Below are 25,726 nucleotides of genomic sequence, written 5' to 3'. Positions count from 1 at the left end.
CAATATTCCAAACCAATGGAAAAACAACCTTTAGCACAACTTACAAAAATCTCAAGCCAAGTCAGACGTGACATCCTCCGTATGGTGCATGCGGTGCAGTCAGGTCACCCGGGAGCCTCTTTAGGCTGTACGGAGTTCTTTGTTGCACTTTATTTCAATCAGATGAAGCATGACAGCAGCTTCAACATGGATGGAATAGGAGAGGATCTATTCTTCCTTTCCAATGGACACATTTCACCAGTATGGTATTCCGTATTGGCGAGAAGTGGCTATTTCTCTGTTGAAGAATTGAAGACTTTCAGGAAACTGAATAGCCGTCTTCAAGGTCACCCTGCGACGGAAGAGCATCTTCCAGGCGTCAGAATCGCATCAGGATCACTAGGACAAGGCTTATCTGCTGCCCTTGGTGCTGCACAAGTCAAAAAACTCAATCAAGACGACAGCTTTGTCTATGTATTGATGGGGGATGGAGAGCAGCAAGAAGGTCAGGTATGGGAAGCAGCCATGTATGGCGCTCACTACGGTGTAGACAATTTGATCGCAACCATTGACTTCAATAGACAGCAGATCGATGGACCTACCAAAGATGTGATGGATCTCAAAGACCTCAAAGCCAAGTGGGAAGCATTTGGCTGGGAAGTGATCGAGACAGTCGAAGGCAATGACATGGAAGCGGTGTTAGCAGGTTTGGAAAAAGCAAAATCGCTTGCCGGAAAAGGTAAGCCAGTCTTGAATCTATTGCATACCGAGATGGGCTATGGTGTGGACTTTATGGTCGGTACGCACAAGTGGCATGGTATCGCCCCGAGTGACGAGCAGTTAGCCAATGCTTTGGGTCAATTAGAAGAAACTTTAGGGGACTATTAATCGAGGAATACAATGGACAAGACATTAGATTTAAAATATACATATACAGAGAAAAAAGATACACGTTCAGGTTTTGGTGATGGTCTCCTAGAGGCAGGAAGAAAAAACCCAAACGTAGTAGGTCTTTGCGCAGATTTGATTGGTTCCCTGAAGATGGGTGCATTCCAAAAGGAATTTCCTGATAGATTCTTTCAAGTAGGAATAGCAGAAGCCAATATGATTGGTTTAGCAGCAGGGATGACGATTGGTGGTAAGATTCCTTTTACGGGTACTTTTGCCAATTTCTCCACGGGACGTGTGTATGACCAAATCAGACAATCAGTAGCTTATTCTGACAAAAATGTTAAGATATGTGCTTCTCACGCAGGTTTAACTTTGGGAGAAGATGGGGCAACGCATCAGATCCTAGAAGATGTAGGAATGATGAAAATGCTCCCACACATGACGGTGATCAACCCTTGTGATTATAATCAGACCAAAGCAGCCACTATGGCGATAGCGGAGCATGAAGGACCAGTTTACTTGAGATTTGGTCGACCTTCTTGGCCGATCTTCACACCTGCTGATCAGAAATTCGAAATCGGTAAGGCTTGGCACATGATCGATGGAACAGACGTGACGATATTCGCCACTGGGCATTTGGTATGGGAAGCTGTAGTCGCTGAAGCCATGCTAAGAGCTGAAGGCATCTCTGCAGAGGTGATCAATATCCATACTATCAAGCCACTAGACGAAGCAGCGATCATCGCCTCCGTAAAGAAGACAGGCTGTGCGGTGTCTGCTGAAGAGCATCAGTTGAATGGTGGACTTGGTGATAGCATCGCACAAACATTGATCAGAAACAATCCAGCTCCTTTGGAGTATGTGGGTGTTAATGATAGCTTTGGTGAGTCAGGTACTCCTACTGAATTGCTAGAAAAATATGGTTTGAATGCTGAGAATATAGTAAAGGCAGCGAAAAAGGCTATAGCTAGAAAATAGATTTAAGATTATAAAATTGATTGGTCCTCCAGAAGCGTGACTCGTTTCTGGAGGATTTTTTTTGATAGTTCAATAATTCTATTTTATGTATATCCGCTTTCACACCAGTAACCATATTTTATTAGACTCATACCTAAAACTCAGCTGTTGTCGACGGTCGACCGTCATCAGTCGACGATTATCCGCTTGATTCTTTCGTTTTATTGAATTTCTGGTGTCATTGCGGATAATCATATTCTATTTTTCCATTAAAGGTTTTTCTGAACCAAATCATATCCTTATTTTTAAAATAGACTTAAAAACAAAATACATATGATCAAAAAATACATGCCCTTGCTCTTGCTTATTCTGTTATCAGAGTTAGCAATAGCTCAAGGAACTAGGCTACTTAGGGAGCCTACTATCAGCAAAGATTATATCGTCTTTGTCTATGCCAATGATCTTTGGAGAGTTGGTAAATCTGGTGGTGATGCCGTCAGGCTGACGAGCAATGAAGGGGCTGAAAACAGACCTCATTTTTCCCCTGATGGAAAATATATTGCGTTTACAGCCCAATATGATGGTAATACCGATGTCTATGTGATGCCTGTTGAAGGTGGGGAACCAAAAAGATTGACCTGGCATCCAGGCCCTGATATTGCAGCAGGTTGGACTCCAGATGGTAAAGAAGTGCTCTTCAATTCATCAAGAGCCAATGTACCAACAATGGAATCTAAATTCTATACGATACCTTTTGAAGGTGGTATGGAGAAGGAACTGCCTATCCCACGTGCTGTCAATGGCAGACTTTCCTCAGATGCTAAGCATATTGCTTATCAGCAAATAGCATTTTGGGATCCTGAATGGAGAAATTATCGTGGAGGCCAAGCTAAGCCCATCTGGATAGTCAACATGGAGGATTATTCCTTGGAGATGACTCCGCAAACAGATAATGAAAGGCATACTATGCCTGTTTGGCATGGTAATAAAGTTTTTTTCTTGTCTGAACTAGACTATGCCAATAACATCTGGTCTTATGACCCTAAGTCAAAGGAACTAAAGCAAGAAACTTATCATGCAGATTTTGACATTAAAAACCTAGATTCCAATGGATCAGAGGTGGTTTACGAACAAGGTGGATATTTGCACATTCTCACTCCATCCAATGGTCAAACCAAACAGTTGGAGGTCAATGTCAGAGGAGATTTCCACTGGGCGAGAGAGCGCTGGGAGTCTGTCTCAGCTGCTAGATTAAGTAATCCTGCAATTTCGCCTTCTGGTCAGCGTGCATTATTTGAGTATAGAGGTGAAATCATCACCGTACCAAAAGAAAAAGGAGATGCAAGAAATCTAACTCAAAGTTCTCGAATAGCGGAGCGCTCACCAGTTTGGTCACCAGATGGTCAGCAGATCGCTTGGTTTTCTGATCAGTCAGGAGAGTATCATTTGATGATTGGTGATCAGGAAGGTTTGGCCCAACCAAAGAAAATCGAACTACCTACCAAGACCTTTTATTTCAAACCAGAATGGTCCCCAGATGGTAAGCACATCGCATATACGGATACAGATTACAATCTTTGGTTTGTCAATGTAGCAAGTGGGGTTGCTAAGATTGCGGATACAGATAGATTTGCACATCCAAATAGGTCTTTGAATCCAGTATGGTCTCCTGATAGCAAATGGGTGGCTTATGCAAGATTACTTGACAGTCAATTCAAGGCAATTTTTGTCTATAATATAGAAACTGGCAAGAAAATTCAAGTTACAGATGGAATGGCAGATGCAATTTCTCCTATTTGGGATGCTAATGGCGAGTATCTATATTATTTGGCCAGTACCAATTTTGGATTGAATACTGGCTGGTTAGACATGAGTTCTTACGATAGGCCTACGACAAGAGGCTTGTATGTGACTGTCTTAAGTAAAAATGGCCTCACTCCATTTCTACCAGAGAGTGATGAAGAGAAACCAAAATCTGAAGCTAAAACTGAAGAGAAAAAGAACGGAACAAAAACAGTGATCATAGATGAAGAGGGACTTTGGGATAGAATCGTTGCCGTGGATATTCCAATTAGAGATTATCCTGCACTGGTGATGGGTCCAGAACAAACTGTTTTCTACATGGAAAATATTCCCAATCAAAGAGGTCTAACTTTGCATAAATACAATTTCAAGGATAAAAAGTCTGATGTATTTATGTCTGGTGTAAGCAATGCAGTGGTTTCATTGAATAGAAAGTCTATGCTTTATCAGGCCAATGGAAATTGGGGCATTGTAGACACCAATGGTAATGGCAAGAAGCCAGGAGACGGGGCTCTGAAAGCACTTGCGCCTTTACAGGTTAAGATCAACCCAAGAGAAGAATGGGAGCAAATCTATCGTGAAGGTTGGAGATATCAAAGGGACTTTCTTTATGTTGATAATGTGCATGGAGCTCCTTGGGATGAAATCTACGAATGGTACAAGCCATGGGTGGATCATGTAAGGCACAGATCTGATATGAATTATGTGATCGATATCCTTGGAGGTGAAGTTGCAGTGGGACATAGCTACACCTCAGGAGGTGATTTTCCTTCAGTAAAAAGTGTCTCTATTGGTCTGCTAGGAGCTGATTATGAAATTCATCAGGGAAAGGTCAGGATCAAAAAGATTTATACTGGTGAAAATTGGAACCCTAATCTAACTGCTCCATTGGCACATCCTGGTTTGAAAATTTCGGAAGGAGATTATATTCTTGAAGTAAATGGAGTTACTATTGATCCAAAAGTTAACTTCTACAGCTATTTTGAAGGATTGGCCAATAAGCAAGTAAAACTTAAAGTAAATGATAAGCCAAATACTGAAGGTGCTCGATCAATCATCGTGGTAGCCATTGCGAATGAAAGTGGACTTAGAAATATAGACTGGGTAGAGGGTAATAGAAGAAAGGTGGACGAGCTGTCCAATGGGCAATTGGCCTATGTCTATGTTCCAAATACTGGTCAACCAGGCTACACCTCCTTCAACAGGTATTACTTTGCCCAACAAGATAAGAAGGGTGCTGTGATCGACGAACGAAATAATGGTGGTGGATCTGCAGCTGATTACATGGTGGACATCATGGCCAGACAGCTTCATGGCTATTTCAATAGCCGAGCCAATGATAGAAAACCTTTTACAACACCAATGGCAGGTATCTGGGGGCCTAAGGTCATGTTGATCAATGAAAGAGCAGGATCAGGTGGCGATTTGTTACCTTATCTTTTTAGTAAAATGGAAATTGGTCCACTGATAGGTACTCAAACTTGGGGTGGATTAGTAGGAACTTGGGATACTCCTCCATTTATTGATGGTGGCCGTATGGTTGCTCCAAGAGGAGGATTCTTCGACGTGGATGGAGAGTGGGCGGTGGAAGCTGTAGGTGTAGCGCCAGATATCCAAGTCGAACAGACACCAAAGGATGTAATCGAAGGTCGTGATCCGCAATTAGAAAGAGCTGTTCAAGAAGCTTTGAAGCTGATGGAGACCGAATCTATAGAGCTCAAACCTGAGCCAAAAGCTCCAGTTAGGTACTTTAGACCCGAAAAAAAGAATTAAAATATCTAGTCTTTTAAATTAAAAAAATCCAGTCAATTTATAGGCTGGATTTTTTTAATTCTATGCATAATTATGTAGAAAAATATCCGTAAATTTCTATGAATCAGATCAATAGAACTATGGATAGCCTTCACTTAAAAAATGTATTGACCTTGTGTCTTTTACTATTCTTGAACTCCTGCTTTACTTATGTCAAAATTCCAGAAAGTAAACTAGAGCCAGAAGAAAGAAACTATCGGTCAGATTTGTTTGAAATAGACAAGAAGTACCTTATTCGAACCGATAGAGATATAGAACTGAAATTAAAGGTAACAACATTAGATGAAGCAAGAATTGGTGGTCATTTGTTTCAACAAGGTTCAGGTCTAAAGGACCCCAATCGGCCTCCTTTTTTTATACCATATGAAAACATGTTTATGGTCAAAAAGTATAAATTTAGACCTTTGATCACAATAGGAGTAGGGGCTGTGGTTCTTACAGGGATTGGAATTTATCAAGTCAATAATATGAATATTAATTTGGGTTGGTGATTTTATATAACCTTAATAATGCGTTCAAGAGAAAAAGATATCAATCTAACTGATGGTCAACAGAATAGCCCAATCAACCAAAATTCAATCAACTAATCAGTGACTCTATCCATCACTATGATTATCTTCCTGAGCTTTTTGGAATAGGCTAACCTACTGATGTTTTTATAGCCATCTATGCTTAAATCACCTAATTTACTCCACTGATTTTCATTATACTTCCTAACATAGAGGCTATAACCATCAGAGCTCAAAAGATGATTTTTGTCTAGCCAAATGAAATCTTCTATGGTAGCTTTGGTTGGACCCAGATCAATCATTTTTCTTTTTTCAATATCAAAGCCTTTAATAGAATACGATTGCTCTCCATCATTTTCAATTACTGTATTTTTGTCTATGAAGCTAATGATACTTGTTTTGGGTTGTCGACGCACTGTTCTTCCGATGTTTTGACTGATGGTGAGCTTATCTTCCTTGCTATAAGGATAGATCAAGGAATTAGGCCTTCCAAGAACAAACATCGCGGCCTTATTATCATACCAATCATAATAGCCAACAGGTTCGATATCATCATAGAGCAACTCAGGTTCTCCAAAGTTAGTTGGGTATAGCCAGAGTCTTTGCTTACCGCTTTCCTCAACCGTAACTGCAGAAACATAAAGTCCGCAGTCAGTCAATCGCGGTGAATATTCATTTTGATCCTTGGTTTTGGTAAGGTTAGTGAATTTTTCTGTCTCAAAATTATAGATGATAATATCAAAATTTCCTTCTTGATCCGAAGATGAAAAAGCAAGTTGCTTATCATTGATGAAGCTTGGTTGATTATCATAGCCATCCCTATTGGTCAGTTTCGTGATATGGCCAAGTGAAATTTTTTTTCCTGATTTCTTGACATCAATAGCAATCAGATCCGTATTCCCTTGCCCAAAACAGAGTAGTGAGGAAATAAAGAAGATTAAGAAAGAAGAAAATAATTGTTTATTCATAATAGATACTGTTTCAGAAACTAAAATACAAAACGAAGGTTATAAAGATGTGGACAAAATCAAACTATATACAGAAGAAAATCTTGGTAAACTTAGACTAGGTGGGGATGAGCTTGCTGATGCTGCTGTAATATCTATATTGGAAAACCCAGGATTTTCTGCTACAATCAACAATTGGGTATCTTTTCCTAAAATTGAGCAATTAGAAGGTTTTCCCAAGCCTTTAAAAAGCTATTTTGAATTTTTCCTAACTCCTATTGACTGGATAGATCAAGTAGAAGTTCTCAAAGTACATGATTTCTTTGCGAAAGAAGGTAATTTTTATTTAAGCATGCTTGGATTTTATTCCTTGCCTTATTGTTACGCATTTGCAGACGGTGCACAAGTTTTGATAAGGTCCATGAGAATTACTGAAGAAATTGGAATGAGATTGGCTGAAACCACCTTGTTTGTGATGGACTTATTCAGTCCAGATAATTTTCACTTGCATCAAGATGCTCAGCTGTCTATTGCTAAAGTAAGATTGATCCATGCGTTTAGTAGGTGTTTTGTCAAATTACATTCAAAAGACTGGAATACAGCTTGGGGTTTACCAATCAATCAAGAGGACATGATTGGGACGAATCTTGCATTCAGCTTAATGGTCATCAGAGGATTAGAGAAGATCAATAAGTTTCCAGGAAAAGACACCTTAGAGGCAGTCTTACATTATTGGAAGATTGTAGGATATTTTATGGGAATCAATATTGACTATTGGCCAAATACCTCAAAGGAGGCCTTCGAACTAGAAAAATTAATTAGAAAAAGACATTTGAGATCCTCTGAAGCAGGGCAAAACCTCGTCAAGGCTTTAATTCAATTCTATGAAGACACGATTCCTGATCAAAACATTTCAACATTATCAGAGACCTTGATTTCATATTTTATTGGAAAAGAAGCCTCAGATGCTCTAGCAATAAGGGAGAGAGTCGCTATTCCTAAATCATTCTATGGATTGATGTTGGAATTAAGTTTCTTAAAGCAATCAGGAAGAAGACCTTCCTATGCACAATTGCGTTCTCAATTTCTTTCTCAAACAGAAGCAAATCTTGGAAAAAAAGTAAAGCTGTCCATTCCTGATCTAAATCGTTCATAAACGAACACCTTTTGTCCGCTATTGTGATCAGCTAATCTTAAAAACTGTTAAAATAGCTCTTTTAGGACTTTTTTATCTCTTGGCATTCTTTTCGTACTTTTCTGGTCAAATGAAAAAGGCAATCACATATTTTCGAAAGTTACCGCTAGAACTGATCTTTTGGATTGGTGCATTGATCGGGATTTTGAGAATTGATCCTTATAGTCCCCATCATTTCAGTCTGTGCCCATTGGATAACCTAGGATTTACTTGGTGTCCAGGTTGTGGTTTGGGAAGAGCGATGAGCTTATTGACAAGAGGAGATTTTCAAGAGTCTTGGTCTATGCATCCACTAGCTATGTTTGCGTTCGCTGTGATCATCTTTCGCATTTTTGAACTGATTAGAAACCTTAAAACAACAAAACACTATGGCTAATGTATTGAAACACCTACCTGAATTAGAAGGAATGGAATTGGGTTATATCCAAGGAATTCTCAAAAATATGGATGACGAGCAAGCAAACCTTTTTGCCCAAGTCTATAGAGCAAGAAGAAAAGATAATCAGATGATTTTGATTCTGTGTTTACTTGGATTCTTCGGATTTGCTGGATTACATAGATTTATTATCGGTCAAATTGGACTTGGTATCTTATACCTATTGACTGCAGGTCTATGTTTCATTGGTACTATTGTCGATTTGATCAATTACAAAAGTCTTGCTTATGAGTATAATATGAAAATAGCTCACGAGACTCTTTCTATGATGTCAAATGGTAATTTTCCTACTGCTCAAAATGGTAATGGAAATGAAAACTCGTAAACGAACTATTCAAGCTTTGCCAATCTTAGGATTGGCAATCTTGCTCTTTGCCTGCGAAGTAAAAGAACCTTCTTCAGTGAGGTCTTACGAAGAGCAATTTGATGACATCAAGGAAATAGAAGTTAATGGTCGCTTTCTGGAAGTTTCTTATGAAGGAAACAATAGTACAAAAGAGGTATTTCTCAATGGATACCTAGAAGTTCCTGAAAGAAGTAGCTTGGACATCAAGTATCGAAAATCAGGCTCCAAATTGATCGTGGAAGTGACAGGGGAGACTACAGCTGTCAATTTTTTCAATTTTGGAGGATCTAATTCAGGATTCATCAGCCTTACAGGTCCGGAAGATATTAAATTGAACCTAAGTAATAGCTCAGGATCTGTCGATGTCAAATACGTGAAGCATGATATAATTGACTTGAAAGTCAATTCTGGTTCTATCAAAGCATTGGCAATTGATGTGAATCAAATTAATCTTAGAGCATCCTCTGGAAGTATACGAGGTGAAGGATTGGTAGGAAACGTAGATGCTCAGGTCAATTCAGGTAGTATCCGATTGCAAGAAGTAAAGGGTGATGTTACAGGGAAAGCATCATCAGGGAGTTTTAGGGCAGAGGATGTAGATGGTACGGTACATGCTAAAGTCAACTCTGGATCTATCAAACTAGAGCAAGTAAAATACTTAGGTGAGCTATCGGTAAGTTCTGGCGGAATCACAGCCAATCAATCTGGGTTGAGTGAATTCACCAAACTTCAATCTAACTCTGGTAGTATCAAGATTCAGACAAATACTGATCTGACAGTATTCAATTATGAATTGTCCGCAAATAGTGGTTCAGTAACCGTAGGAGAGGAGAAGTCTACTAAGAAATTAGAGATAGATAACGGAAGTGCTCATACCATCAGAGGCAAATCTAGTAGTGGAAGTATAAAGATCACAAATTGATTTAGGGCTATTTCTCTTTTTTGAAATCCATTGACACGGAATTGATACAGTATCGTATTCCACCCCTGTCTTTTGGGCCATCGGGGAAGCGGTGACCGAGATGACCTCCGCATTTTGCACAGAGGATTTCTTCCCTGATCATAAAATGAGAATAGTCCATCTTTACTTCTATGGCATCTGCTGATACTGGCTCAGTGAATGCCGGCCAGCCACATCCTGAATCGTATTTTGCCTTAGAGTGGAAGATTGGATTGCCACAACCTTTACATTCATAGATTCCAGTATCCTTGTTAAGATAGTATTGACCTGAGTTGGGTCTTTCAGTGCCTTTTTCTCGGAGCACATGGTAGCTGATCTCATCGAGTTCAGCTTTCCATTCTTCTTCGCTTTTCTGTAGTGGATAGTACTTTTTCATATATGATATTAAAAGATCAATTGACATTTATTTGTTTCAAAACAAGCTTTCTTTTTGAAGAATTTCTGATCATACTTTCATTCATCAATTGAGGCCTATATTGCCCTAGGGCAAACATTTCTGTTTGATCTGAATAAAAAGGACTGAATAAATTGCCACTCTGCCCAGTAGGTAAAACGGATTCAGAGGCTTCTACATTGGCAAAATCAATAATGATACGCATAGCTGGGCCAGATTTCACGTGATAAACTCCAGAGCCATTAAGGTCAAAAGCTAACTTGTTGACTGATTCTTCATTGGCCTTTACCGCAGGAGCTTTTACATTGAATATCTTATCCAAAGGTTTTTTGGCTCCAAGTGGATGGGGATGTTCTAAAATCACTACTTTTTCCCAATGCCACTTACTACTATTACTTCCCAATTGAGCTTTCAACTCGTTCAGACTCTTTTTGAGCGCTTCTTCAATTATTTCTGTTCTAGTTTCTATGGTTTCAGTACCTTGATTATCCCACCATGGAGAATCAGTTGACCTGATCAAGTTAGGTACACTTCGGATATACAAAAATGTGCGAAGAAAATTTTCAAAATCCTCTTGTCCTATCTCGTCAACCATCATTCCGTGGAGTGTATGGTAAAGCCATTTATAATAGAGGGTAGGGGCGATGCTTTCCAAATCATGGCTTCCATCCCAAGATTTCAAAGCACCATATATCGCCTCAAACCCCTCAAAAAGTAAAGGGTCTACTACATCAATCATGGATTTTGCATTGATAGGATGATTCTCATTGATGGCTTCTAATTGGAGTGATTTGATGTTCTCTAGATTCCAGTCAGTTCGGGAGCTGATTGTTTTAGCTATTCTATCCCAGCGATCTCCTGGGTAATAGTAACCTGGAAAAAACACCCCATTAGCTAATGTATCGGGTTGATTATTGGCAGATGCAACAAAGCCTGAAGGAGGATTGATGGACATGGGATTTTCCTCAAAAGGCATCCAACCTTTTGGCTCATCTCTAGATGACCTACCATCCAAAAACACTTTACTATTGACATGTTCGGGTCTGATAGGAAGCTTAGCTGCTGCCCACCAAGCTATATTTCCAGATTTATCTCCATACATGACATTTAAGCCTGGTGCGTGGATCAATTTGACAGCCTCTTCTACTTCTTGAATTGAGCTAGAGTGAGACAGTTTGTAGGTAGCTTCAAGAGCTTTTGTCGGCTCAAGTATATAAACCCACCAACTAGCCACAGGATTGCTTGTTAGCCTTCCTATTTCTGGAATGACCTCATTCATGATAGGTCCATGAATACTTTCTCTGATTTTGAAGGAGATAGGTTCTGAACCCTTTACAGGTATTTGTTCAGTTCTGCTATTGATTTCTGCATACCCTTCATTATAGATAGTTTGATTTGTATTAGTTGGGTTCAGATGCTCTTCGAAAAAATCCTGATCGTCATTTTCAAACATGGTCAAGCCCACACTATGGGTCCTAGTATGTCCAACCAATCCGAAAGGAACACCTGCTAAATGATTTCCATAGAAACTGAATCCGGGGTATTCAATATGTGCTTCATACCAAACTGAAGGCTGTGCAAATCCAATATGCGTATCATTTAAAAATAAAACTTCACCAGATGCAGTTCTACTTGGCGCAACTACCCAAGAGTTGCTTCCTTCCAATAATGGTACCGGAAGCTTCTCCAATAGAGCTGTAAGTGTCTCTTTAATATTTAATTCATTAGTTTCGGAATTTCTATCAGGATAATGATTTGGAATGACATGATGTTCAGGCAAGGTATGAATAGACAAGACTTCCAAATAAGCAGGATCTAGCGTTCTGTGCATTTTTGTGATCAATGGGTCCGTTTTCATCGCCATTGCAAATGTAAATGACATATAGCCAATGATACTGTGTACATCTTGAATTGTAAATTCTCTCGGTTTAGTGCCTAATAGCGTATATTCTATCGGTAGTTTTCCTTCATGGATAAATTGATTCACACCTGCGATATAGGCATTGGCAGCGTCTTTCCAAGGTGAATCTCCTTCGTTTAGCCAAAGTTCAGTACTCCAAGCAGCATGTTTTGGGATGCCAAGTGTTCTGAAAAACTTATCTACATCCAATAAATCCTCTCCTAACAACTCTGCTAAGGTTCCAGAACCTACCCGTCGCATCATTTCCATCTGGAAAAGTCTATCTTGAGCATGCACGAACCCTAAGGCTAGATAGGCATCAGTTGGATTTGCAGCATAAATATGAGGAATACCGAAATCATCAAAATAAACTTCTACTTCACTTTCTAGTCCCGATATATTCACAGTTCCATGATAAATAGGAGCATACTGGTGTCTAATTATTTGATAGCTAGCAATAATTAAAAAAAATAGTGCTAATAAGACAAAGAGGATTTTCTTCATGGGTTTGGTTGTTATGTATATTGATCTAAAGTTAGAAAGTTTTTATAATTCAAACTCTTTGTTTTTGGTATTGAATTTTAATTGTTTGTTGTAATAGGACTGATCATTTTTTTGTATCTTAAAAACAAATAGGGAATACATAAGATCGATAGATTTTATCAATCGAAATAATAATTATATAAAATTAATTATGGATATATTAGCAAAGTAATCTTTTAATCATTTTATAAACCCTTAACAACATATTTAACTATGGCAGATATTAAAAGTGATGTAAGCTACAATGTCAATGGCAGTGGTGGCAAATGTCCAGTAATGCATGGTGCTAACACCAAAATGGGTGGCACGGGAACTATGAATAAAGATTGGTGGCCAAACCAACTGAATCTCAGTATTCTTCACCAACATGCACCTAAATCTAATCCGCTAGGTGAAGATTTTAATTATGCAGAAGAATTTAACAAACTTGATTTGGCTGCTGTAAAAAAGGATCTAGTCGAGGTTTTGACAACCTCTGTTGATTGGTGGCCTGCTGATTATGGACATTACGGTCCATTGATGATCAGAATGGCTTGGCATAGTGCTGGTACCTATAGAACTGGTGACGGAAGAGGGGGGGCGGCTACAGGTAATCAACGTTTTGCCCCAATCAATAGCTGGCCTGATAATGGAAACTTGGATAAGGCTAGACGATTATTATGGCCTATCAAGCAGAAATATGGGAACAAAATTTCTTGGGCTGATTTGTTTATCCTAGCTGGCAATGTGTCCATGGAATCTATGGGCTTTAAGACTTTTGGATTTGCAGGTGGTAGAGAAGATATTTTTGCTCCTGAGGAAGATATTTACTGGGGAGCAGAGGATACTTGGCTGGGAAATAAGCGATACAAAGGAGAAAGAGATTTAGAAAATCCTCTGGCAGCAGTTCAGATGGGTTTGATTTATGTAAATCCTGAAGGGCCTGATGGTAACCCTGATCCATTAGCTTCAGCCAAAGATATCAGAGAAACCTTTGCTAGAATGGCAATGAATGATTATGAAACCGTTGCCCTTACGGCTGGTGGACATACTTTTGGTAAAGCGCACGGTGCTGGAGACGCTGCTCTAGTAGGCCCTGAACCAGAAGGTGCTCCGATTGAAGAGATGGGTTTTGGTTGGAAAAGTAGCTTCAAAAGTGGAAAAGGCAGAGATACCATTACGTCTGGATTAGAAGGTGCTTGGACTCCTACGCCTACGACATGGGACATGTCTTATTTTGATGTTTTGTTTGGTTATGATTGGGAATTGAGTAAAAGTCCAGCAGGAGCCTACATTTGGGTAGCTAAAAATTTGAAAGAAAATGATCATGCTCCAGATGCCGAAGATTCCAATATGAAAGTTGGCATCATGATGACTACCGCAGATATGGCCATGCGTGAGGACCCTGCTTACAGAAAAATATCTGAACACTTCCATAAGAATCCAGAAGAATTTGCAGATGCTTTTGCAAGAGCTTGGTTCAAATTGACTCATAGAGATATGGGTCCAAAATCAAGATATTTAGGACCTGAAGTACCCACAGAAGATTTAATTTGGCAGGATCCAATTCCAGCTGTTGAATATGAGGTAATCAATGATGATGATGTGGCCAAACTTAAAGAGCAAATACTTGCTGCTGGATTAACTGTGTCTGAATTAGTTTATACAGCTTGGTCATCTGCTTCTACTTTTAGAGGTTCTGATCTCAGAGGTGGAGCTAATGGAGCAAGAATTAGATTGGCTCCACAGAAAGACTGGGAAGTCAATCATCCTGAGCAATTATCAAGAGTCTTAGGGAAATTAGAAGGGATCCAAAATTCATTTGGCAAAAAAGTTTCATTAGCTGACTTAATCGTACTTGGCGGTTGTGCTGCTGTAGAAAAAGCAGCCAAAGATGCTGGATTTGATGTCAAGGTGCCTTTTTCTCCTGGTAGAGCAGATACAACTCAGGAGTTGACTGATATTGATTCTTTCGAACCACTCAAGCCAGAAGCTGATGGTTTTAGAAATTACAGAAGAACAGCCTTTACTGTATCCGACGAAGAAATGTTGGTTGACAAGGCGCAATTATTGACTTTGAGTGCGCCTGAGCTTACTGTGCTAGTTGGAGGTTTGAGAGTTTTAGATGCAAACTACAAAGGATCTAAGCATGGAGTTTTAACCAAAACTCCTGGAAAACTCACCAATGATTTCTTTGTCAATATTACTGATATGAGCGTGGGATGGGCACCATCGAGAGAAGAAGTTGATATCTTTAAAGCTCATGATAGAAAGACTGGAGAAGTAAGATGGTCTGCATCTAGAGTAGATTTAATCTTTGGTTCTAATTCACAACTTAGAGCTATTTCTGAAGTATATGCACAAGATGATGCAAAAGAAAAATTTGTCAAGGACTTTGTCAAAGCTTGGGACAAAGTCATGAACCTTGACAGGTTTGATCTCAGATAATTGTGTAATCTGATTTAAATGTAAAAGGTGGGTCAATTTATTGAACCACCTTTTTTTATTAATTGCATAGAAGTCAAAGTCCTACTAAATTCTACAATGTTTTTTAATATTACATCCTATTCTATACCAAAAACTAATGTTTCGGGATTACATATTGATTTGCACTAATATCTCTTAGTATATAATATCGATCACTATCTTTATAAACCTGAACACGTATTTGATTATAATGCGTATACCTAAAATCTACTTTTCAATCTTGTTATCCTAATACAATACTCTAAATCTAATTGTTCCAGTAATCTCTTTCATGGCATCTATGACTTCAGGAGAATATGCTTTATCAATATCTGTAATCACATAACCAATTTTCTCATTAGTTTTGAGGTACTGACCCACGATATTGATTTCGTAATCTGCCAATACTCTGTTGATTTTTGCAAGGACGCCTGGTTCATTTTGATGGATGTGAATCAATCTATGTGCATCCTTGAGGAAAGGAAGCTGGATATTTGGAAAATTGACAGAGTTATAAGTGTTCCCAGTATTGATGTATTCCATAATTTTCCCAGGAACAAACCTGGCTATATTTACTTGAGCTTCAGATGTAGAACCTCCAATATGTGGGGTTAGAATTACATTTTTACAACCAATCAATTCAGAAGTAAATGGTTCATCATTGTTTTTTGGCTCTTCAGGAAATACATCAACAGCAGCTCCAGCAAGATGTCCTGCATCAAGGGCGGCTTTCAAAGCTTGGATATCTACTACATGACCTCTGCTCAAGTTTACCAAATAAGAGCCCTTTTTCATTTTTGAGATCTTGTCTTGATCTATGATATCTTTATTATCTTTTCTACCATCTACATGAAGTGAGATTACGTCACAATGTGCAAGTAGCTCGTCTAATGAATCAAGTTTGGTGGCATTTCCTAATGCAAGCTTTTCGATGACATCATAATAGTATACATCCATTCCCATATTTTCAGCTAAAACTGAAAGCTGTGCGCCAATATTTCCATAGCCTATGATCCCAAGTTTTTTACCCCGGATCTCGTAACTTCCTGTGGCAGACTTATCCCAGATGCCTTGATGCATTCCAAGAGACTTGTCATGGAAATTTCTCATCAAAAAAATAATCTCCGCTATTGCCATCTCGACTACGGAACGTGTATTGCTAAATGGAGCATTGAATACAGCAATTCCCTTTTTTGTACAGGTATCCAGATCAATCTGATTGGTTCCTATACAAAATGCACCTATTGAGATCAATCTATTCGCATTTTCTAAAACTTTTTTGGTTACATTAGTTTTAGATCTGATGCCTAGTATGCTTACATTTTTGATTTTTTCAGCTAGTTCTTCCTCTGATAGGGCAGAAGAGATCACTTCTATATTGTAACCTTCCTGTTGCATCAGTTCCACTCCGATAGGATGGACATTTTCTAGTAAGAGTACATTAATTCGGCTCTTTGGGTATGAGAATTTTTTATTCATTTTATTTACATAAAGGATTTCATCCAAACTAGGTGCAATATGGTCTGCTTTCGAAGTGACTTTTGGGCGGGTTACATTTTCTGTAAAAGCATAGAATTTGTTAGCCATACCTGATGCTTTGATTTCGTAATCAGTGTATCCATCTCCAATTACATAAATATCTCCCTCCAAATTGAGATTTTTAATAGTTTCTGGTTTACCTCCATTTTTGGAAAGAATATTGTCCCTATTGAAATCAATGATCTTACCTGATTCATCATAGATAAATTCATTGGCAAAAACATTTTCTGATTTGATTCCATACTCACCTACGATAGGTGTGATAAAATCTTTGAAGCCATTTGAGATGATAATGATATTTGCTGCATGCTCTTCTAGAAATTCTTTATTTCTTTGAAAAGATTTGGATACTCTTTGTTTCAATGCCTCAATCAACAAAGCAATTTGTGATCGATTGGCTTCTAGGATTTCCAATCTTTTTTCAAGACTTTCACGAAAATTGAGCAAACCTTCCATACCAAGGTCTGTGATGTCTTTGATCGCTTTGAGTTTTTCAACTTTTTTTGGGTCATCTTTTAGGGAAATTTCACCAAGGACATCCAAGGCTTCTACTTGAGTAAAAGTACTATCAAAATCAATGATGAATTTTGTATTTTCGGGCATTTTATGATGGTTTTTTAATGAACACCTTTCAAAATTAGGGTATTATTAAAAAAGAAACACTTTTATTAAAAAAAATACTTTTTCAATTTCCCAAACAAAATTTTCGAAATCGATTGTACTTGAAATTGAACAAGAATTTTGCTGCAAAAATTATCCGATTAATTTTTCTTCTGTTAATTCATTGATTAGCCATTGTATCTCCATATTATTATTATACTCGGCATTGAGAATAAATTTCTTGTTTTCTTTGATATACTTGTATATAAACCAATCTGTTTGAGATGTTGGGATTTCAAGCAAGCTATCTACATGTATCCATTCCAACAAACCTTCTTCGCTCTTTTTTGTGATGTGTCTATCTATATCTGCCAAATAAACATAACTAATCCAATTATATTTTTTTGGTGAAGTTTCTGTTAGGATTCCTTTGAACTCCATATGCTGAACCTTGATACCAGACTCTTCCCAAGTTTCTCTTATTGCTGCATTGAGTGGAGTTTCAAAAGGATCCAACTTGCCACCTAAAGGAGTATAAAAGTTTTTGTTTGGTTCTTTAATTCTTTTGATTAGGAGAAAGTAATCCCCACTTCTCAAGATGCAAATTGTAGCTACTTTTTTGAATCCCTCAGTTACAGGAGGCTGATAATAGGTGTCTAACATGGTTAAGCATTAGGTGATTAGAACTTGAAGATAAATAAAAGAGCTTGAGAATAATCCCAAGCTCTACAATTTTATTTAATTGACTTGATGAGACGCTCGTTTAGACCTACATAATCTGGGTTTTTTGCTTCTCTAGCCATTTCCATGGAAGCTCTGGCACTTTCTATGGCTTCTTTCTTCATACCAAGTGCCAGTTCAATTTTTGCTTTCAAATGTACTGTCCAGTACTTTGGGTCTGATTCTACTGATTTATTGATCCATTCAAGAGCCAGATTCATATCCTTATTGTTGGTGAAATAGTAATTGGCTGCCTGATAATAAAGCCCAGGATTAGTTGGCTGTTGGTCTATCACTAATTGCTTGATTTGAGCCATTACAATTGGATCCACTTCGGTTTCTATTCTAAATCTTACTCGCGTTTGTTCCCATTTGATTGACACTGTAGCACCTGTATCAGTCATGTCTACAAAACCAATTTCCATGGTTTCATATTTTTGACCTGGTTTTCCAGGCTTGACTTTGAATCTTATCACATCATCTTCTTGATTATAGCCGACTGCTCCCCAAAGTTTAGTATTGTTTGAAAGTATGATGGTCCAATCATTCCTGTCAGGGATACTGTAAAGAGCATAGCTCCCTGCTTGTACTTTATTTCCCTCGATATTTACTTCTGTAGAAAAAGTAATGATCGTAGCAGCATTTGCACCTGTTCTCCACACTTGTCCAAAAGGCACCAACTCACCAAATATCTTTCTTCCTTTTGTACTTGGTCTGCTATATTCGATTTTAACATCGGTTAATCCAATTTTTTGAGCAATTGTCGCTGCGGGACTTGCTTGTGGCATCTCAATTTGTTGAGCATGAGTGTTTAATGTTAAAAACACACCTAATGCTAACATCAATAATTTACTTGTAAAATTCATTTTTATATTGGTTTTATGTGATCATTCTATTGTCCTTCATCTTATCTTCATCTTTGTGCCTTTAAATTGGAATATTATTACTATTAGAAGGAAAAAAACAATAATAATAAAACAGTACAAAGATAGAGTTATGTATGATTGTAGCTAATTTGATTAAACTTTATCATACCTACAAACGAATGTTTTTAAAAAATCAGCATTTAGAAAAATTTAATTTTAGAAAATAAAATCAAAATGGGATTAGCGATTATTTCACCTGGAAGAGATCCAGAGGTTTGGATTGAAAATATCAAGATGCTTGATGCTGATATTGATATTCAAGTCTATCCCAATATAGATCGAAAAGATGATGTGGAAGCTGTGATGCTATGGAATCATCCTAAGGGAATATTGAATGAATTTCCAAATCTAAAGTTAATCTGTTCTATGGGGGCTGGTGTGGATCATATTTTGTCAGATGATTCTATTCCTTCTCATTTGCCAATTACAAGAATAATTGATGATAAGTTGACTATTTCCATGACAAATTATGTAGTCATGGGAGTCCTCAACTATCATAGACAGTTCATTCGCTATCAAAATCAAAAAGTCAAAAAAATATGGGACATGTCAAGTCCGGAAATTGAAATAAATGTAGGAGTACTTGGTGTTGGAGAATTAGGTGGTGATGTAATAGATAAATTAAGATTGATGAAATTCAATGTGGCTGGCTATGGAAATTCACCAAAAAGGGATCTCAAATATCCATATTTTCATGGGGATCAATTGGATGATTTTCTCAAACAAGTCAACATGATCATTTGTCTTTTGCCACTAACTCCACAAACTGAGAATTTCTTGAATAAAGACTTCTTCAATAAATGTAAGCCAGGCACTTACATCATCAATGTAGCGAGAGGAAAGCATTTGGTGGAGTCTGACCTATTGGAAGCGATTGAAGAAGATCAAATATCAGGAGCAATGCTTGATGTATTTCTTGAAGAACCATTACCAATTGAACACCCTTTCTGGGGAAATGATAGGATTATGGTTACTCCACATATTGCAAGTGTCACAAATCCAAGTGCAGCAGCACCTCAAATTGTCAACAATTATCATCGTTTGCTTAATCAAAAACCTCTAATCAATGTAATTGATAGAAATAGAGGCTACTAAACCCAAACTAAAATGAAGACGAATTTTAAAATCATTTGCCCAACTGATTTTTCTGAATGTTCTTTGAATGCAATTGAATACGCAGCCAAACTAGGAGAGAAGTATGGTGCTGATTTGTGTTTGCTCCACATTCCAGATAAAGATGATTATCAGAAGTTATCTGCTAAAGACTTTCATTCAGGTGATCAATATTCATTCATCAAAAAGAAATTAGCCAATCTTCAAACAGCTGTCAAAGAAGAAAGCTTAAGCAACGGGCTTAAATCATGTACAACTGAGATCATAGAAGGTAAAACGGTAGATACAATCGTGAATTTCGCTCAAGAACAAAATGCTGACTTGATTGTCATGGGGACTGAGGGAGTCAATGACTTCAAAAAGAATTTCATTGGAACACGATCATCCAAAGTTGTGGAAAAATCTTCTACTGATGTGCTCTTAATTCCTAGAAAAGTATATTTCAAAGCGCCAAGAAAATTTGTTTATGCCACAGACTATATAGAGGAAGATAAAATTGCAATACAGAAAATCGTGGAATTGGCTGGATTCTTTGATTCTGAAATTGATCTGGTTCATGTCAGTACCAAAGCCAAATCAATTGATAAATCTCTTCATATGACGATGGTTGAGGAAGTAAGACCATTTATTAAATACGAGAAAGCTAATTACGTATTGAAATCGTATAGAGACGAACCTGGTTTGGGACTAGAAAATTACCTGATTACAGCAAAAGGGGACGTACTTGTTACCTTAAGTAAAAAGAAGAGCTGGTTTGACCAACTCTTCGCTCAAAATCTTTCTAGAAAGATGTCTTATTTTATAAATAAACCTTTGTTTGTGATAAAGAAGGTTTAACCTTTCTTGGATTTCAATCCTGAACTGATAAAATCTATGAATTCATTCCATGTGGATTTATCAGTGAATATTTTCTTGAATGTCTCCATATAGGAGATAATAGAGATTGAATTGGCAGGATTCTCTTGTTTCGGCATTGAGAATGCTGCTTTTTTCTTTGTTGGTTCATTATCTCTTTGTTCTATGTTTTCTTTTGGTTTATACCCTACCAAATCATCAGCTTTTTTGAATGAACGTTGAGCCATTTCTTTGTAGCCTAATTTCTCCTCTACCAAACCTCTGTTATTGTATGCTACAGCGTCTTCAGGATCTAATTCTATAGCTTTGGTATAGTCCTCAATAGCTCCTTTCAAGTCACCAATTCTGTCTTTAAAGTAGGCTCGACTTGAATATCTATAAGGGTTATTTGGTTCTAAGTTCAACGCTCTATCAAACTCAACGGTTGCTTCCTCGTTTCGTTTCATCAAATGCAACACCACGGCTCTGTCACTGATATAACTGGGATTATATGGCTCCAGGGATGTGAGGTAATCAAAATCTTCTAAAGCACGATCAAACTTCCCAAGCCTAGTATATACCCTTGCTCTGAAAAAATAAAATTCCGTATTCTTTTTGTCTAAACTGATACAAGTATCAATACTTACCAATGCTTCTTCGAATTTACCTTCTTTAAAGTATGCTACGCTTTGCTCAAAATTTGCCACAATTTTTTAATTTATGTTCCTTATAAATACAAAAGTAAAGCCTATAAAGTTTAGAAGAAATTAAGTTTTGAAAGATTGAAGCACTTTTTAAAAAGTGAATTCTTTCTATCTTTGAATTGAAAAATTCGAACATGCCAAGTAAACCGGAAGACATCATCAAAGACCTCCATGCTGGGAAGTACGCTCCAGTTTATTTTTTACAAGGGGATGAACCCTATTTCATCGATGTAATTAGCGATTTTGTTGAGAAAAATGCCATTCCTGAGCACGAGAAGGGATTTAATCAAACTATCATGTATGGGAAGGATGCTCCTATGAATGCTATCATGAGTAATGCAAGAAGATTCCCGATGATGGCCGAAAGACAGGTGGTTATTGTTAAGGAGGCTCAAAATATTCCCGGTCTTGGTAAAGAAGAAGTTGATACGCTACTACTCAATTACCTTCAAAATCCCCTTCCAAGTACAATTCTAGTCTTTGCACACAAGTATAAGGTATTAGATGGCAGGAAAGCTTTAGCAAAGGAGCTAGATAAAAAAGCAATCTTGGTCAAATCTGACAAAGTCCCTGACTATAAAATGGCCGAATGGGTGACTCATTATATTCAGGCTAAAGGTCATAAAATTGATAATAGAACAGCTGCTGTTTTAGCCGAAAGTATTGGTAATAATCTGGAGGTCATGACCAATGAAATAGGGAAAATGCTGATCAACTTCACCGAGCCGACTCAAATTGACGCCAACCATATTCACCGATTCATTGGAATTAATAAGGATTACAATAATTTTGAGTTGACCAAAGCCGTTGGTGTCAAAGATGTGATAAAGGCTAAGAAAATCATCCATTATTTTGGACAAAACCCCAAGGGACATCCTTTGATCCCATTGATCGCTCTGCTATTCAGTTTCTTTCAAAAAATAGCCATCACCCATGAACTTAAAGGAGCTTCCGATCAAGATCTTGCAAGAACCATCGGCGTCAATCTTTTTTTTGTAAAAGAGTATCGTATAGCTGCAAAGAATTATAATTTGGGCAAGGTTATTGATTCATTTTCGTATCTAAGAGAAGCAGATCTACGTTCTAAAGGCGTCAATGCAAATGGATTGGACGAGTCCCAAATTCTTAAAGAGTTGATATTTAAAATTATGCATTAATCCAGCATATCACATGATAAAAAAATCACTTGCAATTTTTGGGCTTTTGGCTATCAGCCAATTGGCCAATGCGCAGTCAAGTTTGTATCAAAATAGTTCTCAAAAAATCCTCGATGATCATTTTGAACTTTATGACAAACAACTTTTTAGTGCTTCAAAGTATGAATTTGAAGCCCTGAAAGATATCAAGTTCACCAATGGAGAAGAAGCCTATGTAGACTTTTATCATGCCATATCAGCGCTTAAAATAGAAAACCCAGCAGCATCTGACTTAGTGTATGCGTTTATTAGAAATCATCCTGAACATCCCAAAGTCAATGAAGCAGCCCATATTTTGGGTAATTTTTTCTTTGAAAGAAGAAACTATAGAGAGGCTATCCCAGCTTATCAAAAAGTAGATGTAAATAAGATTTGGCCTGACCAACGAGGAGAGGTGTTGTTCAAAATGGGGTATGCACAGTTCCAGCTAGAAGATTTTACCAATGCTTTAGCCAATTTCAATCTAGTAAAAAGGGAAAGAACAGCATATACACCAGATGCTCAGTATTATGCTGGCTTTATCCATATGGAAAACCGACGTTTTGATCAGGCCATCACAGAATTTAAAGAAGCAGAAAAGTCCAGTTTCTATGCAGGTAAAATCCCCTATATGATAGCAGGGATCTATTATAGACAAGGCCTTTATGATGAATTGATCGCTTATGCTGAGCCTGTGATTGGTGCAAGAAGAAACCTTGACAGGAAAGAAGAAATTCATTTGTACTTAGCAGAAGCATATTTTGAAAAAAGGAATTTTACAAAAGCTGCTCAGAATTATGATGAGTTTATCAATTCCAGAAAGGGGACATTGGAAAGACCTCAAATATACAGAGCGGGCGTCGCGCAATATGAAATTCAAAATTATCAAAGAGCTACAGATTATTTCAAAGTCTCAGCTGTAGAGAATGACAAAATTGGACAAGTCTCCAGCTATTATTTGGGACACGCTTATCTTAAACTTAACAACCCTCAATTTGCAGCCACCAGCTTCAATGCAGCGTATAAAAGCGACGCTGATCCTAATATCAAAGAGGAAGCTTTGATCAACTATGCCAAAGTCAGTTTGGAGCGTGGAAGTTTTCAAGATGCCGTAAATGGTCTGGATACATATTTGGATAATTATCCAAGAGGTAAGTATGCAAAAGAAGCTGAAGATCTCCTTGCTGACGCCTTGATCAATACCAACAATTACCTCAGGGCTATAGAACAAATTGAGCGGATGCCAAATCGCTCTCCCAGAATCAATGCAGCATACCAAAAAGTATCCTTTTTCCAAGGTATTGTCTATTACAGGGATAAAAGATATGATCTGGCCACCACTTATTTTGATAAGGCCATCAATACTCCTGTAGATAAGGACTTGGTCAATCAAGCATATTTTTGGAAAGCGGAGAATTTTGCTGCTAATAACAATATCAATGAGGCCATCAGGTCTTATGAAAGGCTACAAGCCCTTAGACCAAGAGCCAATGATCCATATTTGATCAAATCTCATTATGGACTAGGATATGCTTACTTCAACACACAACAGTATCCAAAAGCAGAAGGACAATTTAAACTGTACGTAGAAAAACTTCAGCGCGCTGAGGACAAGGAATATTATGACGATGCCTTGGTTCGCTTAGGAGATACGTATTATGTGCAGAAGAAATTCTCAGAGGCATTGAATACTTTCCAAAGGGCAGTCAGAGAAGGTAGTGCTTATACTGATTATGCACACTTCAGATCTGGTGTAGTTCATAATTTTCAAAACAATAACCCGGAGGCAATCAATCAGTTGAATAGAGTTATTGATAATTTCACTTCAAGTTTGTATTTGGAAGATGCCATCTATAAAAAAGCGGAGATCAACATGGAAATGACTAGGTATGCTGATGCCAAAAGTGGATTTACAAGACTAATTAGTACAAGACCGAATAGTCAATTTATTCCTTTTGCGCTAGAAGGAAGAGCTATCGCCAATTATTCTTTACAGCAATACAATGAAACAATTGAGGATTATAAGCGAATTTTAGAAAATCATCCAAATGCCTCTAATGCTGAAGCAGCTTTGGTTGGACTGCAAGAAGCACTTGCATTGCAAAATAGGTCAGCTGAATTTTCACAATATCTATCGAGGTATAGAAATGCTAATCCAGATAATCAAAGTCTGCAAAACCTAGAGTTTGAGACAGCAAAAAGCCTATACTTTTCAAACTCTAATCAGCAAGCTATTAAAGCTTTTGAGGATTATTTGAGAAATTACCCTCAGGCTGGCAATAAGGCAGAGGCAATTAATTTCATGGCCGAGTCGCATTATAAAATCAATAATAAAAATGAGGCATTGAAATTCTTCTATCAAATAGATGCGATGAAAGAGTCTCCCCAGCGACTGAGAGCAGTACAGAGAATTGCTTCCATTGAGCTAGAAAATAAAAATTATGCCAAGGCGATGCCATACTTGAGAGAATCGGGCAAAAATGCTAGGAATAAACTTGAAGAATATGAAGCTTTCAAGGGGTTGATTGATGCACACTATTTTAGCAATGCTTTTGACTCAGCAGTATTTTATGCTGATAAGGTTATCAACCTTGGTAATGTAATGGCTGATGCCATACCGGCTGCTATGCTTTTAAAAGCCAAAGCTCACTTCAAAAAAGGAAATTCCAACGCAGCGGAGGAATCTTTGATAGACTTAATCAATGATTACAAAACTGTCCATGGAGCAGAAGGATTATTTCTTTTGGCGGAGAGTTACTCAAAAAGGGGTAATTATAATCAGTCCAATGATGCTATCTTCGATTTCTCAGCTCCTTTCTCTTCACATGCATATTGGTATGGAAAGTGCTTCATCCAACTCGCTGATAATTTCCTTTCCTTAGGAGAAACCTTCCAGGCTAAAGCTACATTGGAATCAGTAGTAGAACAATCCAAGGATGAAGAAATTCGTAGAACTGCCCAGCAAAAATTGAGTCAATTGAAATAATCACCTGAGAA

The 25,726-nt window shown here is 37.8% G+C and carries 20 protein-coding genes; 13 read left to right on the top strand and 7 right to left on the bottom strand.

Annotated elements, in window-relative coordinates:
• The first annotated feature begins 15 nt into the window (after nt 1–15).
• From CHB66_RS05280 to CHB66_RS05265, 4 genes are all read left to right on the top strand, one after another.
• On the top strand, nt 16–867 hold the full coding sequence (locus CHB66_RS05280; RefSeq protein ID WP_089238726.1) for a transketolase: 852 nt from the start codon (nt 16–18) through the stop codon (nt 865–867).
• 12 nt (nt 868–879) lie between these two features.
• Entirely contained in the window at nt 880–1,848 is a 969-nt protein-coding gene (locus tag CHB66_RS05275; protein WP_089238724.1) for a transketolase family protein, read from the top strand.
• 312 nt (nt 1,849–2,160) lie between these two features.
• Nucleotides 2,161–5,403 carry a S41 family peptidase gene (locus CHB66_RS05270; protein ID WP_170932435.1) on the top strand — a complete coding sequence of 1,081 codons (3,243 nt, stop codon included), beginning with the start codon at nt 2,161–2,163 and terminating at the stop codon, nt 5,401–5,403.
• Between the two features lie 98 nt (nt 5,404–5,501).
• Complete coding sequence (locus tag CHB66_RS05265; RefSeq protein WP_089238722.1) at nt 5,502–5,933, top strand: hypothetical protein; 432 nt, start codon at nt 5,502–5,504, stop codon at nt 5,931–5,933.
• 92 nt (nt 5,934–6,025) lie between these two features.
• Here the strand turns inward: CHB66_RS05265 and CHB66_RS05260 are convergent, their stop codons facing one another.
• Nucleotides 6,026–6,919: a TolB family protein gene (locus tag CHB66_RS05260; protein ID WP_089238720.1), complete on the bottom strand. Its 894-nt coding sequence runs from the start codon at nt 6,917–6,919 to the stop codon at nt 6,026–6,028.
• A gap of 49 nt (nt 6,920–6,968) precedes the next feature.
• On the opposite strand from CHB66_RS05260, the gene CHB66_RS05255 reads away from it, so the two are divergent.
• The 4 genes from CHB66_RS05255 (at nt 6,969) to CHB66_RS05240 (ending at nt 9,797) form a co-directional block, all read left to right on the top strand.
• The gene (locus tag CHB66_RS05255; protein WP_089238718.1) at nt 6,969–8,054 is read left to right on the top strand and encodes an oxygenase MpaB family protein; all 1,086 of its coding nucleotides are present in this window, start codon (nt 6,969–6,971) and stop codon (nt 8,052–8,054) included.
• Between the two features lie 109 nt (nt 8,055–8,163).
• Nucleotides 8,164–8,469 (top strand): DUF2752 domain-containing protein, encoded by a 306-nt coding sequence (locus CHB66_RS05250; protein ID WP_089238716.1) that lies wholly within the window; start codon nt 8,164–8,166, stop codon nt 8,467–8,469.
• Complete coding sequence (locus CHB66_RS05245; protein WP_089238714.1) at nt 8,462–8,854, top strand: TM2 domain-containing protein; 393 nt, start codon at nt 8,462–8,464, stop codon at nt 8,852–8,854. The genes CHB66_RS05250 and CHB66_RS05245 overlap by 8 nt, the downstream gene beginning before the upstream one ends.
• A complete protein-coding gene (locus tag CHB66_RS05240) occupies nt 8,841–9,797 on the top strand; it encodes a DUF4097 family beta strand repeat-containing protein (RefSeq protein WP_089239006.1) in 957 nt (318 codons plus the stop codon). The genes CHB66_RS05245 and CHB66_RS05240 overlap by 14 nt, the downstream gene beginning before the upstream one ends.
• A gap of 7 nt (nt 9,798–9,804) precedes the next feature.
• On the opposite strand, the gene msrB is transcribed toward CHB66_RS05240, so the two are convergent.
• Both msrB and CHB66_RS05230 read right to left on the bottom strand, forming a co-directional pair.
• Nucleotides 9,805–10,212, bottom strand: coding sequence for a peptide-methionine (R)-S-oxide reductase MsrB (gene msrB, locus CHB66_RS05235; protein ID WP_089239004.1), 408 nt, complete (start codon nt 10,210–10,212; stop codon nt 9,805–9,807).
• Between the two features lie 16 nt (nt 10,213–10,228).
• Nucleotides 10,229–12,634 carry a penicillin acylase family protein gene (locus CHB66_RS05230; protein WP_089238712.1) on the bottom strand — a complete coding sequence of 802 codons (2,406 nt, stop codon included), beginning with the start codon at nt 12,632–12,634 and terminating at the stop codon, nt 10,229–10,231.
• Between the two features lie 252 nt (nt 12,635–12,886).
• Here CHB66_RS05230 and katG point away from each other — a divergent pair, with 252 nt between their 5' ends.
• Nucleotides 12,887–15,100 (top strand): catalase/peroxidase HPI, encoded by a 2,214-nt coding sequence (gene katG, locus CHB66_RS05225; protein WP_262484460.1) that lies wholly within the window; start codon nt 12,887–12,889, stop codon nt 15,098–15,100.
• A 267-nt stretch (nt 15,101–15,367) separates the two neighbouring features.
• Here the strand turns inward: katG and serA are convergent, their stop codons facing one another.
• The 3 genes from serA to CHB66_RS05210 form a co-directional block, all read right to left on the bottom strand.
• A complete protein-coding gene (serA, locus tag CHB66_RS05220; protein ID WP_089238710.1) occupies nt 15,368–17,260 on the bottom strand; it encodes a phosphoglycerate dehydrogenase in 1,893 nt (630 codons plus the stop codon).
• 150 nt (nt 17,261–17,410) lie between these two features.
• Complete coding sequence (locus CHB66_RS05215; protein WP_089238708.1) at nt 17,411–17,920, bottom strand: NUDIX hydrolase; 510 nt, start codon at nt 17,918–17,920, stop codon at nt 17,411–17,413.
• A 71-nt stretch (nt 17,921–17,991) separates the two neighbouring features.
• The gene (locus CHB66_RS05210; protein WP_089238706.1) at nt 17,992–18,843 is read right to left on the bottom strand and encodes a DUF2911 domain-containing protein; all 852 of its coding nucleotides are present in this window, start codon (nt 18,841–18,843) and stop codon (nt 17,992–17,994) included.
• A 234-nt stretch (nt 18,844–19,077) separates the two neighbouring features.
• On the opposite strand from CHB66_RS05210, the gene CHB66_RS05205 reads away from it, so the two are divergent.
• Together CHB66_RS05205 and CHB66_RS05200 are read left to right on the top strand one after the other, a co-directional pair.
• A complete protein-coding gene (locus CHB66_RS05205) occupies nt 19,078–19,998 on the top strand; it encodes a 2-hydroxyacid dehydrogenase (RefSeq protein ID WP_089238704.1) in 921 nt (306 codons plus the stop codon).
• 12 nt (nt 19,999–20,010) lie between these two features.
• A complete protein-coding gene (locus CHB66_RS05200; RefSeq protein ID WP_089238702.1) occupies nt 20,011–20,853 on the top strand; it encodes a universal stress protein in 843 nt (280 codons plus the stop codon).
• On the opposite strand, the gene CHB66_RS05195 is transcribed toward CHB66_RS05200, so the two are convergent.
• A complete protein-coding gene (locus CHB66_RS05195) occupies nt 20,850–21,557 on the bottom strand; it encodes a tetratricopeptide repeat protein (RefSeq protein ID WP_089238700.1) in 708 nt (235 codons plus the stop codon). The two genes, CHB66_RS05200 and CHB66_RS05195, sit on opposite strands and share 4 nt — an antisense overlap.
• 131 nt (nt 21,558–21,688) lie before the next feature.
• Between CHB66_RS05195 and holA the strand changes: the two genes are divergently transcribed.
• Entirely contained in the window at nt 21,689–22,711 is a 1,023-nt protein-coding gene (gene holA / locus CHB66_RS05190; protein WP_089238698.1) for a DNA polymerase III subunit delta, read from the top strand.
• 13 nt (nt 22,712–22,724) lie between these two features.
• Nucleotides 22,725–25,715 carry a tetratricopeptide repeat protein gene (locus tag CHB66_RS05185; RefSeq protein ID WP_089238696.1) on the top strand — a complete coding sequence of 997 codons (2,991 nt, stop codon included), beginning with the start codon at nt 22,725–22,727 and terminating at the stop codon, nt 25,713–25,715.
• Nucleotides 25,716–25,726 lie beyond the last annotated feature (11 nt).

Origin of the sequence: Belliella buryatensis, assembly GCF_900188245.1 — a bacterium.
Classification (GTDB): Bacteria; Bacteroidota; Bacteroidia; order Cytophagales; family Cyclobacteriaceae; genus Belliella; species Belliella buryatensis.
The sequence above is the reverse complement of the archived record's forward strand: the minus strand, read 5'-3'. Positions and strand labels throughout refer to the sequence as shown.